The organism is Mucilaginibacter sp. (assembly GCF_028288185.1).
Taxonomy (GTDB): Bacteria; Bacteroidota; Bacteroidia; order Sphingobacteriales; family Sphingobacteriaceae; genus Mucilaginibacter.
Genome location: NZ_JAQBOF010000033.1, coordinates 1 through 13,702 on the forward strand (window position 1 = coordinate 1; position 13,702 = coordinate 13,702).

A 13,702-nucleotide genomic window follows, 5' to 3' on the forward strand; every position below is an offset into this window, starting at 1 on the left:
AAAAAACAGAAATGATATTTAAGAAAAAACAATGAGATCACTACTGATAACATTTTGTTTATTTATAATTACTATAGCAACTAACGCGCAAGCTAATTATGATGTTAGCTTAATCCCTAAAAACTTATTGCCTTATGCCAGCGCTGTAGTGCGTAATAAAGAAGAGGTGATAGAGGTAAAATCGTTGGATAATACTATTTATCACATTAAAGCGGCTATCACTGTTTTAAATAAAAATGGTGACGATTTGGCTCACATCGGGATATGGTATAATAAAAATTATACGGTGAAAATTATAAAAGGCTTAGTATACGATGCCTGGGGCAAGCAAACAGGCAAGTTTTCTGACAAGAATTTTGAGGATGTGTATGCGGCTGATGGTTTTTCGTTATTTAATGATGAGCGTGTTAAACACTATATCCCTGCTGTAATAGATTATCCATATACCATTGAGTATGAATATGAAGTAAGGTCAAAACAATCGCTTATTTTCCAGGATTGGACGCCTAATTCGCGGTGGGGCATGGCTGTCGAAAAAAGTTCTTATACGTTCATTTGTAAGCCCGATTTTAATATTCGTTATAAAGAAACCAACCTCCCAGGTAGAGCATTAATAGCAAACAACGCGGCAGGTTTAAAAAAATATAGCTGGCAAATAAGCAATCTGAAAGCAGTTAAGGAAGAACCATTTAGCCCAAATCCGGATACTTACGCAAGCAGGGTTAAAATAGCTCCCGAAAATTTTATTTATGAAGGTATAAACGGCTCATTTACCAACTGGAAAGAATTTGGCGAATGGATGAATAATAAGTTACTGGTAAACCGCGATCAACTATCAGCCGAAACCATTGCCAATATAAAAAATCTAACAAAAGATATTACTGACCCCAAGCAAAGGGCACGCAAAATATATGAGTTTATGCAGCAAAAAACGCATTATATCAGTGTGCAAATAGGTATTGGCGGTTATCAACCATTTACCGCTGCCGAAGTTGATAAAGTAAGTTATGGCGATTGTAAAGCACTAGTTAACTATACTCACGCTTTGCTTAAAACTGCTAATATTGAGTCTTACTATTGTGTTGTTGAAGCAGGCAATAATAAAACAAGTATGATCAGGGACTTTGCAAGTATAGACCAGGGAAACCATGTTATTTTATGCCTGCCATTTAAAAATGATACAACCTGGCTGGAGTGTACCAATCAAAAAATACCTTTCGGTTTTTTAGGCGATTTTACTGATGACCGTACAGTGCTTGCTTGTACTCCGCAAGGCGGTAAGCTAATGCATACCCCCAAATATACATCAATTAATAATGTGCAATTACGTAAGGCTAACTTGATAATAAATGATGCCGGCGAATTATCAGGTGATATGGAAACACTTTTTAAAGGCACACTTTACGATGACAGAGAAGCATTAATTAATGGGTCGCAAACCGAAGTGTTTAAAGAATTAACGCATATATATCCAATAAACAACTTTGAGGTTGAAAAATTCACCTTTAAACAAATTAAAGATGTCTTACCCACAACTACCGAGACTTTAAAGTTTACTGCTCGCGAATATGCATCAAACAGTGGTAACAAATTATATTTTCTAATTAACGCTGCAAACCGTAACACACATGCGCCCCGCGAGGTACGAAACCGGCTAAATGATGTTTATATAAATGAAGGTTTTACCAATGAGGATGAAATAAGTTATACCATTCCGCAAGGCTATCGTTTAGAGAAAATTCCGTTAAATGTTACTATTAACACACCATTCGGAAGCTACACAGCTACGATGCAGCTAAACGGCCAAACCTTAATTTACAAGCGTAAAATGCAGGTAATTGATGGTAATTACAGCAAAGATATTTATCCCGACCTGGTAAACTTTTATCAACATATAGCTGATGCGGATAATTACAGTGTAAGCCTTATAAAAAGGTAATTAACTAAATATCCATATTCCGATTATAATCCCCAACACCATTATAACATATAGTAATATTTCGGTACCGGCAAATCGTTTGTATTTAGTCCAGAATGAATAATCTTGCTTTGACATATTAATTGCAAAAATATTGAATTATATTTAGCTATGGATATAAAAGAAGAAGAGGAAATAAAGAAAGAGTTCCAACTGGAGCGCATTATTTTATTTACAGATGCTGTATTCGCTATAATTTTAACAATTATGGTATTAGAAATAAAGCTTCCTGAAGGTGCACGTCATTTACCTCCCGAAAAATTTAAAGAAGCTATCGCAGAGTTGTTTCTTAAACTCGCCGGTTATGCGGTAACTTTTGGGCTTGTGGGTAGGTTTTGGGTAATACATTTAAAGCTGTTTAGGTTTTTAAAGGATTATGACATTAAACTGGTTTTTTTAAATCTTGTATTCTTATTTTCTGTAACATTATTTCCTTTCGCAATATCTTTGATTACAGGCAGTATCTCTCCCAAAAAACCGGAATATGCAATGGGATATATGGTCTATTTTATTATCTTCTTTTCAATAATTTTTATGCAGTCGCTGATATCACAGCACCTTGTTAAAAACAAACAAACACTTTGTATTAATACGCCACAGTTGGAAACAACCTTGAAATGGAAGATGCAGCAGATCAATCTATTTATTGCACCTATAATGGTTTTACTTATGGTAGCTATAAATTACCTCCAACTTCAATATTATTATCTTATAGCTCCTGTGTTTTTTTATAGTTTAATTATTAAAACATACACCAGGAAATACTATCCCGAAGAATATAACGGGCCGTTACTGGTGCGCTTATTTCAATCTATAAAACCCAGAAAGATAAAACGGAGTATAAAATAACAATAGAATCTAGTTAGCCTGTGCAGCTACCGTTGAGTCGGTGATAATTGAACCTGCCCGCGAAAAATATTTATACATAGCCCCATGCAACGGCACCACAATAACACCTTTGGTTGAGCTGGCATGAACTATATAACCATTTTGCAGGTACACACCCACATGACTGTATTGCTTTCCATCAAAATCAAAAAACACAAGGTCACCCTCTTTTAGTTCGTCTTCGTACTTGCGTTTGATAATGGCAACCTGTTGATAAGTTATGCGTGGTAAATTGATGCCATAAACCTGCTGCTCCAATAATAAAGTAAGGCCCGAGCAATCTACGCCATCTTTATCTAATCCGCCAAATTTATAGGGAACACCTGTCCATAATTCAATAAAGTTATATAACCGACCATTGGTAATAGCGTCTTTATCAACGCCCATAATAGCTGCGTACTTTTCGGCTATACTGGTTTGGGGTTTTACAATTTCGCCGGCTTCGCCTTTTAAAACTGCTTTTTTACTATGACATCCTGATAGAATGATCGCGGCAACACAAAGCAATAAAGCATAGCGTTTTAATTTCATACCATAAAAGTAAAAGGAAAGGCTTAATACAGGTTGGACATGTTGTTAACATATCAACATCATCCTATGACAAAATCCGATATCGAACATCCGAAATCCGAAATCAAATTACCCTTTTATTACCCGCTGTATCTCGTCCAGTTTCATCAGCGCCTCAACAGGTGTTAAGGTATTTACATCCAAGTTATTCAGGGTATCACGTATTTTAACCAGCACCGGGTCATCAATACTGAACATTTGCATTTGCACTGCCTGCTTTTGTACCTTGCGGATACTGTCCTTAATGTGTTCACCACCGGTACGCTCGTTCTCCAGTTTTTTAAGGATCTCGTTAGCGCGGCTTAAAACCTTTTGCGGCATACCGGCCAGTTTAGCTACGTGTATACCGAAACTATGCTCGCTGCCACCCGGTACCAACTTGCGCAGGAAAATGATCTGGTGACCAATTTCTTTAACCGTTACGTTATAATTTTTTATGCGATTAAAGCTATTACTCAACTCGTTCAGCTCATGGTAGTGGGTTGCGAACAAGGTTTTGGCTTTAGCCGTTGGATGATTATGCAAATATTCGCCTATTGACCAGGCAATAGAGATACCGTCATAAGTTGAGGTACCGCGGCCAATCTCATCTAACAAGATCAGGCTTCTGTTTGATAAATTATTGAGGATACTTGCTGTCTCGTTCATCTCCACCATAAAGGTTGACTCGCCTGATGATAGGTTATCAGATGCCCCTACCCTTGTAAATATCTTATCTACCAAACCCAATGAGGCTGATTTTGCCGGTACAAAGCATCCCATTTGCGCCATCAATACAATTAACCCGGTTTGCCTTAACAGTGCCGATTTACCCGCCATGTTTGGCCCGGTAATGATAATGATCTGTTGCGTTTCAGAGTCAAGGAAAACATCATTGGTAATATATTCCTCGCCTTGTGGCAGGTTCTTTTCTATAACCGGGTGTCGTCCGCCTTTGATATCAATAACCTTACTGTCATTCATTTGGGGTTTGACGTAGTAGTTTTTGATGGATATGGTGGCGAAGTTTAGCAATACATCTAACCGTGCAATCAATTGCGCGTTTAACTGGATAGGCTTTATAAACTCGGCCAGGGCGTATAGCAGGTCGTTATATAGTTTAGTTTCGAGGGTGAATATCTTCTCTTCGGCACCCAGTATTTGCTCCTCATATTCTTTTAGTTCGGGGGTAATGTAGCGCTCGGCATTTACAAGGGTTTGCTTACGTATCCACTCGGTTGGTACCTTTTCGCGATGACTATGGGTAACTTCCAGGTAATACCCAAATACATTATTGAACGATACTTTTAAAGATGGTATCCCGGTGGCTTCCGCCTCGCGTTTTTGTATCTCCAGTAAATAACCTTTACCGCCGAATGCAATTTTGCGTAACCTATCTAACTCCTCATTTATCCCATCGTTCATTACCGATCCTTTTATCACCATAACCGGTGGCTCGGGGTGCAGTTCTTTAGCTATTTTCTCGCAGATGAGCGTACATGGGTTCAATTGCTCGCCAATAGCTTTTAGCGGCAGACTGATGGATTGCTCGCACAATTTCTTTATCGACTCAATAGCTATCAACGCCTTTTTAAGCTGGCAAACCTCGCGCGGATTGGCTTTTTGCAGGCCGACTTTGGATACCAGCCTCTCCAAATCACCTATCTGGCGAATGTATTGTTGTAACTCTTCTCGCAGCTCTTCCTCGGCTATCAGGTATTCAACCACACCCAGACGGTCGTTAATAGGTTTAAGTTCTTTTAGCGGCATTACTATCCAACGGCGCAGCAGCCTTGCCCCCATTGGCGAACTGGTTTGATCCAGTACATCAACCAGGGTCTTGGCGTTTTCGTTGGCCGATCCTATCAGTTCCAGGTTACGCACGCTGAAACGATCCAGCCACAAGTATCTGTCCTCTTCTATTCGGCTAATAGCCGATATATGCTGTAAGTTTCTATGTTCAGTCTCATTAAGGTAGTGCAGCGCGACACCCGCAGCCACAATACCCAGGTTTAGCTTGTCTATACCAAAGCCTTTTAACGATTTAACTCCAAAGTGCTTTAACAGCGTTTCGTTCGCGTAATCGCCGCTGTAGGGCCATTCATCGAGGGTGTAGGTATAGTAACGGTCGCCGTAGCTTTCTTTAAAGTCAGACTGTTTACTTTTTTGGTAGATCACCTCGCTGGGCGTAAAGCCTTGCAGTAGTTTATCAATATAATCGCTATTACCCTGCGCGGTCAGGAACTCGCCGGTTGATATATCTATCAGGGCAATACCGATGCTATTCTTTTCGAAATACAGCGATGCCAGGTAGTTATTACTTTTTTGGTTGAGGATATTATCGTTAGTAGCAACGCCGGGGGTAACCAGTTCGGTAACGCCGCGCTTTACAATGGTCTTTGTGGTTTTGGGGTCCTCCAGCTGGTCGCAAATAGCGACACGCTGGCCTGCACGCACCAGCTTGGGCAGGTAAGTATCCAACGAGTGGTGCGGGAAACCTGCCAGCTCAATAAACGTGGCGGCACCGTTACCCCGGCGGGTAAGCGTAATACCCAAAATACCGGCGGCCTTAATGGCATCCTCGCCAAAGGTTTCGTAAAAGTCGCCTACGCGAAACAGCAGCAAAGCACCGGGGTACTTAACCTTAATAGTATTATACTGCTGCATTAAGGGCGTTTCTTTAATAGCGTCTTTTGCCAAGGCGGATTATTACATTTTAAGTGAATGGGTAAAGTTAATGCATTGATTGGGCTTTATGCGGATTGTTGAAAATTCGACGTTTTGTGGATAGCGCGGCATTACAAAGTGTGCCACGTGCGAATGTGTCACCATGATACACTTTGGCACACCATTTTTCATAACTAATTGATATAAAATTAATTGACTTTTAGGTTTTGATTTCATGATACAAATTGGTACACTTTTTCTGACTTTTACGTAAGTTTTGGCACATCTGTTTCTGACAATATAGCGCCACCATATCAATGGATAAATTTGTTAGCCGAAAAAATTATTTTGTATGTTAGCTTTATGAAAATAGCTACCTACAATGTTAACGGCGTTAATGGCCGCCTGCCAGTGTTGCTGCGCTGGTTAGAAGAAACCAAACCGGATGTGGTTTGCCTGCAGGAATTAAAGGCTCCGCAGGAAAAGTTTCCGGAACAGGCAATTATTGATGCCGGCTATAACGCAATTTGGCACGGCCAAAAAAGCTGGAATGGGGTAGCTATACTAGCCAAAGGCGAGATACAGGAACTAAAACGCGGCCTGCCCGGCGACCCGGAGGACCTGCATAGCCGATATATTGAAGCTTTTGTAAGCGGTGTTGTTATTGGTTGTCTTTATTTACCTAACGGCAACCCTGCGCCCGGGCCCAAATTTGACTATAAGCTGCAATGGTTCGAACGTTTAATAAGCCACGCCACGGGCTTGCTGGCGCGCGGTATCCCGGTAGTTTTAACAGGGGATTATAACGTAATGCCTACCGAACAAGACGTATACAAGCCCGAGCGGTGGTTGGATGATGCCTTATTTCGTCCCGAAACCCGCGAGGCTTTTCACCGCCTGGTAGCACAAGGCTGGACAGACGCTTTACGCAAGCTATATCCCACAGAAACCATTTATACTTTCTGGGATTATTTTAGAAACGCCTACGGCCGCAATGCCGGTTTACGGATAGATCATTTCTTATTGAGTCCGCAGGTTGAAGGCCGTTTGATAGCAGCCGGTGTTGACAAGCATGTACGCGGCTGGGAAAAATCAAGTGATCATGCGCCGGTTTGGATTGAATTGGCGGATGTGTAATAATGTTTCAGAGATGCTTCGATCATCTGCCTGAATCACTTTATTTTAGCTGCGCGATATAGTATATGTAAAACTTTAGCAATAGATTTGTTTAACAAGCATAAGTTGCTAACCCCGCCCTTGAAATGAAAACTGATTTGACAGGATCTAAAGCTATTGTTTTGTTTTTAGCAACATTGGTTTGCGTTTCATCCTGCACTAAAAAAAATGAGGTTAGCGACAGTACTGAAACATCAGGGCATGTAACATTTATTAATGCCTCGCCCGGTTTGGTAACGCAGGATTTCTTTGTAGATAATATCAAAGTAAATAACCAGCCGTTAGCTTATACGCAATCAACCGGCTATCTCGAAATAAAAGCTGCCGGGCACCAGCTACAAGTTAAATCTTCGGTAAATTCTACTTTAAACAACACCAGCACATTTAGTGTGACGGCACCTTTCTATTACAGTATTTTTTACGCCGAAGATAAATTAGTATTAGAGCTTGAAGACGAACGTACAGCACCTAAAGCCGGGCAATGCCGCGTACGTTTTATTAACCTGAGCAGTATTATTGGGACAGTGGATATTGGCATAGCAAAAGGAATCAAATTTTTAAGCGGCCTTGATTACAGAACATACTCTGCTTACTATGATTTTAATGCCGGCACCGCGTTTACATTGTACACGGGCGGATCAAATGTGATCATAAAGGATATAGCCGTTACGCTCGAGGCAGGGCATTTATATACTATTTATCTTACAGGCTCATCATCATCTGGCGTTAAAGCTCAATTACTAACTCTTGATTGACAGGGTACTGAATCTTTAGCCAACAGCTTCATAATGCTGCACCACCGGAAACGGATCATAATAATGATGCAGTAGTTTTTTCCATTCTAAATATTGAGCCGACTGCCTGAAACTAACGGTATGATCTTCCAACGTTTCCCACTCGACCAATAATAAATATTGGTTAGGCTGCTCTATACATTTGCTTAACGAGTGTTTGATATAACCTTTTATCGCGCTGATATATTGCCCGGCTGTTGCAAAGTCTTTTTCAAATTGGGTTTCTTGTCCGGCAATAACGTTTAGTAGGGCTGCTTCCAGGATCATGGGTAATAATTATCAGGCCTTCCAGTATTCAAACTTTTTATCCGGAAAGATCGATTTAGGGATCATGGCATGTACTCCCAGTGTTTGATCAACCACTTGTGTAACTTCAAAATCAACCCCGGTACTAGCTATTGACAGCGCTTCGTTAAAAGTAAAGCCCAAGTCGTCCTTAATAAAATTTACTGCTTCTGATGACGCGTTTTTCATTGCTTTGTTCAGATCAGGGTCAAGACCTATGCTAATAAAGTGGGTCGATGTTTCGGCACGAACGCTTTTAATGGGTTTATCTTTACGTACTATAAATTTAGCTATCAGCGTAAGCGATGCTTCAATGGCTACGCCACTAATTTCGCCGGTTCCTTGTGCGGCATGACAGTCGCCGGTGGTAAATAAAGCGCCCTTAACAGATACTGGCAAATAAAGCGTAGTGCCTTTTACCATGTGTTTCAGATCTAAATTACCCCCATAAAACCCCGGCGGAATAGAACTTATCCTCTTCATTTCTGCCGGTGGCGATACTGCCATTACACCCATAAATGGTTTAATAGGTATCTCCACGCCCGGTTTAAAGGTGGCGGTATGTTTTTTCTTATCGTATTTATAAACAAAGTTTTCGCGCGTTTTTACATCGTCAGGCAGGTCGCCTCCTTTTGGCCATACCGCATTTACACCATAATCGCTGCGCAAAACAATATCCAATATTCTTACCTCTAAAGTATCGCCCGGCTCGGCGCCTTCAATGTAAATGGGGCCTGTAAGCATGTGCCCGCTCAAGCCTGACGGCTCGGGCTTAACTTTTTTATAGATCTCAATAATATCTTTTGCCTGTTCATCAAGTGGCAGGTTATTGGCTTTAAAAAATGCTTCGGGGTCCTTACGGCCAATGCCCGTGGTATTAATAGTTTGAATCTCGGCAATGTCTCCGGCTTTTATGCGGGCAACTGGTGGCACATCAAACCCATAATAGCCCCAAACCATGTTTTCGGGTACAGAGCGTATCAGGTGATCAGGCTTTATCGGCGGCTCTTTTACAATAGCTACATCAGCCAAAGCATTTGCGGCCATGCCGCTTAATGATAAGGCTAGTCCGCCTTTAGCGGCTGTTTTTAGAAAGTCCCGGCGGTTGTTTGGGTTGCTGTGTGCCATGAATTGTTGTTTTTACTAAGATAGTAATTCATGGTGATAAAAGTAGACTGTCATTCTGAGTTTTAGAATCCCGCATGGCTTTGAAGGTGAAATGACCTATTACGTTTCGAACAATCGAAGTGTTTAACGGCGAAGCCTTCAATGAGTCCATAAAAAAACATACAATACCGAATTAAGCTTCGTAAGTTTTTTGGCTATTCAACCAATAGCCAATTTAGCAAAGAAATCCCACAAAACAATACCGGCCGATACCACGATATTAAATGAATGCTTAGTGCCAAATTGCGGTATTTCAATACAGGTATCAATTAACTGCATCACTTCATCGCTAACACCATTTACCTCGTTGCCAAATATCAAAGCATATTTGGCGTTTTTATCAGGCGTAAATTCATTAAGCATTAGGCTATTCTCAGCTTGCTCGATAGCAATGATCTGGTAGCCATCAGCACGTAGTTGGGTAACTGCCTCTAGGGCATCAGTATGGTAGGTCCAATTAACAGATTGTGTTGCGCCTAAAGCAGTTTTCTCTATTTCGCGGTGCGGGGGTTGGGCGGTAATGCCGCATAAACAGATCTGCCCGACAGCAAATCCATCAGATGTGCGGAAGATAGAACCAATATTATGCATACTGCGCACATTATCCAGCACAACCGCAACGGGTAGCTTTTGCTGCGCCTTAAATTCGGTTATTGTAGCGCGGTTTAGCTCATCTAGTTTTAATTTACGCATTTTTTAGTTTTGAGTTACGGGTGATAAGTTTTGAGTTACTGTAATATAAAACTCAGCACTCATTACTCAGCACTCGCTGCTAATTCGCTTCCTACGCCATTGCCTATCAATGATTGATATATTGATGGTGCATATCCAATTTTATCGGTATAGTAGATGTTTAATTCTTTGCTGAAATTTTCAAATTCATCCTCTTTAACCAGTGCTATGGCACAGCCGCCAAATCCTGCACCTGTCATACGTGCTCCGGCTACGTGTGGGTTAGTTTTGGCATATTCTACTACTGCGTCCAGCTCTTTTCCGCTAACCTCGTAGAGGTCGCGTAATGAGTCGTGCGAGGCATACATTAGTTTGCCAAATTCTGCAAGGTTGTTTGCAGCAAGCGCATCGGCGGCCAGTTTAACACGATCATTTTCTTCAACAACATGTTGGGCACGTTTGCGTACAACTTCATCTGTTATTAAATTCTTATGCTGATTGAAAGTCGCTGTATCAATATCGCATAAATAATGAATGTTTAATTCCTTATTAAGCGCTTTTAAAGCAGTCTGACATTCTTCCACACGTTCGTTGTATTTTGATTCAACTAGCTTGCGGGATTTATTGGTGTTGATAATTGCCAGTACATAATTGCCTAAATTGCTGGGTACGATATCATATTTCAAAGTATCACAGTTTAGTACAATGGCTTTATTCTTTTCGCCAAAGGCTACTGCAAACTGATCCATTATACCACAATTCATGCCAATGAAATTATTCTCGACCGATTTTGCAATTTTTACCAGGTCAAGCTTGCTATATCCTGCATTAAAAAGATCATTTAAAGCGTAAGCCATTACTACCTCTATTGACGCAGATGATGATAAACCCGCACCGATAGGAATATCGCCAAAAAACAGCATATCTAACCCGGTTATTTTATGGCCGTCTTTTGTAAAATGATCAATAACACCCAGCGGGAAATTAAACCAGCCATCGCCATCTTTTGTATAGCTGTCTTGTATGGTAATTTCCGGGTTCTCATCAAAATTTAAACTTCTGAAACGGAAAACATTATCCTGATTAGAGTTTATTAGTAAGTACGTGCCAAATGTAATTGCACAAGGCATAACCAAGCCGCCGTTATAGTCGATATGTTCGCCGATAAGGTTTACTCTTCCCGGCGAAAAATAAGCGTGTTGGGCTTCTTTATTATATATCTCGTTAAATTTTTGTGGCAGACTGTGTTTCATTTTTAATTATATTATTGGTTTGGCAAATATTGTAAATATTACACTATTTGTTTTAATATTGGCGGTAAAAATTGATAATAATTAAACAGAATATAAAGTGACTTGTTCCACTTATAATTAGTATCGACTTAAAAATTAAAATCATGAATCAATACTTAATAACCGCATACGATCATACTGATGAAGGAGCGTTCGACAGAAGGATGGGTGTAAGGCCGCACCATTTAGACGGCGTTAAAGAACTTAAAGCTAAAGGTAACTACATTTTGGGCGGTGCCATGCTTAACGAAGAAGGCAAAATGATAGGCTCAACCATGATCCTTCAGTTTGAAAACGAGGAAGAATTGGATGCCTGGCAGCAAGGCGAACCTTACCTCACGCAGAAAATCTGGGAGTCGGTTGATATAAAACCTTTTAAGGTGGCTAATGTGTAAATAAAACATCAAACAAAAAGCCGGGCATTACCCAACTTCTCCTATTAATGAATATTCTTTATCTTTTGGCGACAGCGCCCGTTGAAAGGTTAATAGAATAACTATTATTGCCTAGTGTTAATATAGCTTCATTAAAACCTGCAAAAGTTAAAGTGCCGTCAAACAAAAATGCGCCTTTAGGCGAGTTGCCGGTAATGGTAGCTGTAGCGGTGCCGCCGGTAATTATAGCCGGCATTGTAACCGTAGCTTTTGATATAACAACATTTTTAACGGTTATATCAATTGCAATAGTGCCTGCGCGGGTTGTATCAGATTTTAACTTATAAGACCCCATACTTTTAAATTGTCCGTTTATAACGTAAACAGCCGAGGTAGGTGTTAAACCTGCAACAGTTGTGTTTGTACTGCCACTTTGTTTTGCCGATAATTTAGGACCGTTATAACTACCACTAAAAGTTAAATTACTGGTTACATTATCAGGCTGTTTATTGGCATTACAATTAAGCTTGTTAGTTATTACGTGTTTAAAGCTGTAAGTAATAGATGCACCCGATAAACTTTGGTGACTTATAGTATCAGTATGAGTAATACCGCAACCTTTATTGGTTGTATATACTGTTTGTGAAGTTATTGTGGCATCATTTGAAAGGCTGACAAAACCGTTTGATTCCGATGCCAATGAGCCGGCTATCATTATAGCTGATTCATCACTTGTAATTGCCGAGAGTTGTGTTGGATCTCCTAGTTTTTTACAAGCTGTAATACCTAAAAGAACAACAGGGATTATGAATATAAGGGGGTTTTTCATAAAATCTTGCGCAGTAATATTTTAATAACTTTGTCTGCTAAATGTAAAAATGTTTTATCGCATTCGCAAATAATTAATAAACTTAAAATGGCTATGCCGGCGAAATACTATCTAAAATTTTAATATCATCGTCAGTTAAGTTCAGCCCGGTGGTTTTCATATTTTCTTCTAAGTGTTCTACACTTGATGTACCGGGTATCAACAAAATATTATCGGCATGATTTAACAGCCAACTTAAAGCAACCTAGTGTACGGTTGCACCATATTTATCAGCAATAGTTTTAAGCTTATCCTGTGCTGCAACATTGCCCGCATTAAGCGGGAACCAGGGGATAAAAGCAATATCCTGCTCTTTGCAATAGTTTAATACAGCCTCCCATTTACGATTGTCGACACTATACATATTTTGTACAGACACTACTTTAAAATACTGTTCGGCATCTTTAATATCATCAACGCTAACTTCTGATAGACCAATATGTTTAACCTTGCCGCTTTGTTGCGCCAGTTGTAAAAATTCAAATGTTAACTCTGCCGGTACATGCGGATCAATGCGGTGCAGTTGGTACAAATCTATTTGCTCAAGCTTGAGACGTTTTAAGCTCCCGTTCAATGCTTCTTTTAAGTGATCGGGATGCGCATTTACGGGCCATTGATCCGGGCCTGTCCTGGTTAACCCTCCTTTGGTAGCAATAACCAGCCCGTCCGGATATGGGTATAGCGCCTCGGCTATTAATTCTTCAGATACATAAGGCCCGTAACTATCGGCTGTATCAATAAAGTTTACCCCAAGCTCAACAGCACGTTTTAATACACGGATTGATTCATTTTTATCTTCAGGAGGGCCCCAAATACCTTTGCCTGTAATGCGCATGGCACCATAGCCCAATCGGTTAACCGTTATATCGCCATCTATGTTAAATGTTTTGTTATATATATCAATTGAATTAGCCATAATATTGTTGTTTGTTGTTTGTTGTTTAGGTAAATAAACAATGAATTTATACAGATTGTTCTTTATAAAATATATT

At 40.2% G+C, this 13,702-nt stretch carries 12 protein-coding genes and 1 pseudogene; 5 read left to right on the forward strand and 8 right to left on the reverse strand.

Translation table 11 applies throughout. The features are described 5' to 3' along the window. Positions 1 to 31 precede the first annotated feature (31 nt). Positions 32 to 1,939, forward strand: a complete 1,908-nt coding sequence (locus tag JWQ34_RS14675; RefSeq protein ID WP_299358331.1) for a DUF3857 domain-containing protein — start codon at positions 32 to 34, stop codon at positions 1,937 to 1,939. 150 nt (positions 1,940 to 2,089) lie between these two features. Next, positions 2,090 to 2,827 carry a TMEM175 family protein gene (locus JWQ34_RS14680; protein WP_299358333.1) on the forward strand — a complete coding sequence of 246 codons (738 nt, stop codon included), beginning with the start codon at positions 2,090 to 2,092 and terminating at the stop codon, positions 2,825 to 2,827. A gap of 9 nt (positions 2,828 to 2,836) precedes the next feature. Here JWQ34_RS14680 and JWQ34_RS14685 read toward each other — a convergent pair whose 3' ends face one another. Together JWQ34_RS14685 and mutS are read right to left on the reverse strand one after the other, a co-directional pair. Continuing rightward, complete coding sequence (locus JWQ34_RS14685; protein WP_299358335.1) at positions 2,837 to 3,397, reverse strand: C40 family peptidase; 561 nt, start codon at positions 3,395 to 3,397, stop codon at positions 2,837 to 2,839. Positions 3,398 to 3,505: 108 nt separating this feature from the next. Next, a complete protein-coding gene (mutS, locus tag JWQ34_RS14690; RefSeq protein ID WP_299358337.1) occupies positions 3,506 to 6,082 on the reverse strand; it encodes a DNA mismatch repair protein MutS in 2,577 nt (858 codons plus the stop codon). Between the two features lie 363 nt (positions 6,083 to 6,445). Between mutS and xth the strand changes: the two genes are divergently transcribed. Then, positions 6,446 to 7,219, forward strand: a complete 774-nt coding sequence (gene xth / locus JWQ34_RS14695) for an exodeoxyribonuclease III (RefSeq protein ID WP_299358339.1) — start codon at positions 6,446 to 6,448, stop codon at positions 7,217 to 7,219. Between the two features lie 125 nt (positions 7,220 to 7,344). Then, positions 7,345 to 8,013, forward strand: coding sequence for a DUF4397 domain-containing protein (locus JWQ34_RS14700; protein WP_299358341.1), 669 nt, complete (start codon positions 7,345 to 7,347; stop codon positions 8,011 to 8,013). A gap of 15 nt (positions 8,014 to 8,028) precedes the next feature. On the opposite strand, the gene JWQ34_RS14705 is transcribed toward JWQ34_RS14700, so the two are convergent. The 4 genes from JWQ34_RS14705 to JWQ34_RS14720 all read right to left on the reverse strand — a co-directional run bounded on the left by JWQ34_RS14705 (position 8,029) and on the right by JWQ34_RS14720 (position 11,429). Further along, positions 8,029 to 8,319, reverse strand: coding sequence for an antibiotic biosynthesis monooxygenase (locus JWQ34_RS14705; protein ID WP_299358342.1), 291 nt, complete (start codon positions 8,317 to 8,319; stop codon positions 8,029 to 8,031). Positions 8,320 to 8,331: 12 nt separating this feature from the next. Continuing rightward, on the reverse strand, positions 8,332 to 9,465 hold the full coding sequence (locus tag JWQ34_RS14710) for an acetamidase/formamidase family protein (RefSeq protein ID WP_299358343.1): 1,134 nt from the start codon (positions 9,463 to 9,465) through the stop codon (positions 8,332 to 8,334). A 198-nt stretch (positions 9,466 to 9,663) separates the two neighbouring features. Then, entirely contained in the window at positions 9,664 to 10,197 is a 534-nt protein-coding gene (locus JWQ34_RS14715) for an RNA methyltransferase (protein ID WP_299358344.1), read from the reverse strand. A 62-nt stretch (positions 10,198 to 10,259) separates the two neighbouring features. Further along, positions 10,260 to 11,429: a galactokinase gene (locus JWQ34_RS14720; protein WP_299358345.1), complete on the reverse strand. Its 1,170-nt coding sequence runs from the start codon at positions 11,427 to 11,429 to the stop codon at positions 10,260 to 10,262. A 143-nt stretch (positions 11,430 to 11,572) separates the two neighbouring features. On the opposite strand from JWQ34_RS14720, the gene JWQ34_RS14725 reads away from it, so the two are divergent. Next, a complete protein-coding gene (locus JWQ34_RS14725; protein ID WP_299358347.1) occupies positions 11,573 to 11,863 on the forward strand; it encodes a YciI family protein in 291 nt (96 codons plus the stop codon). Between the two features lie 58 nt (positions 11,864 to 11,921). Here the strand turns inward: JWQ34_RS14725 and JWQ34_RS14730 are convergent, their stop codons facing one another. Beyond that, positions 11,922 to 12,671, reverse strand: a complete 750-nt coding sequence (locus JWQ34_RS14730; protein WP_299358350.1) for a hypothetical protein — start codon at positions 12,669 to 12,671, stop codon at positions 11,922 to 11,924. A gap of 91 nt (positions 12,672 to 12,762) precedes the next feature. Beyond that, positions 12,763 to 13,626 (reverse strand): annotated as a pseudogene (locus tag JWQ34_RS14735) (aldo/keto reductase). Between the last annotated feature and the right edge of the window lie 76 nt (positions 13,627 to 13,702).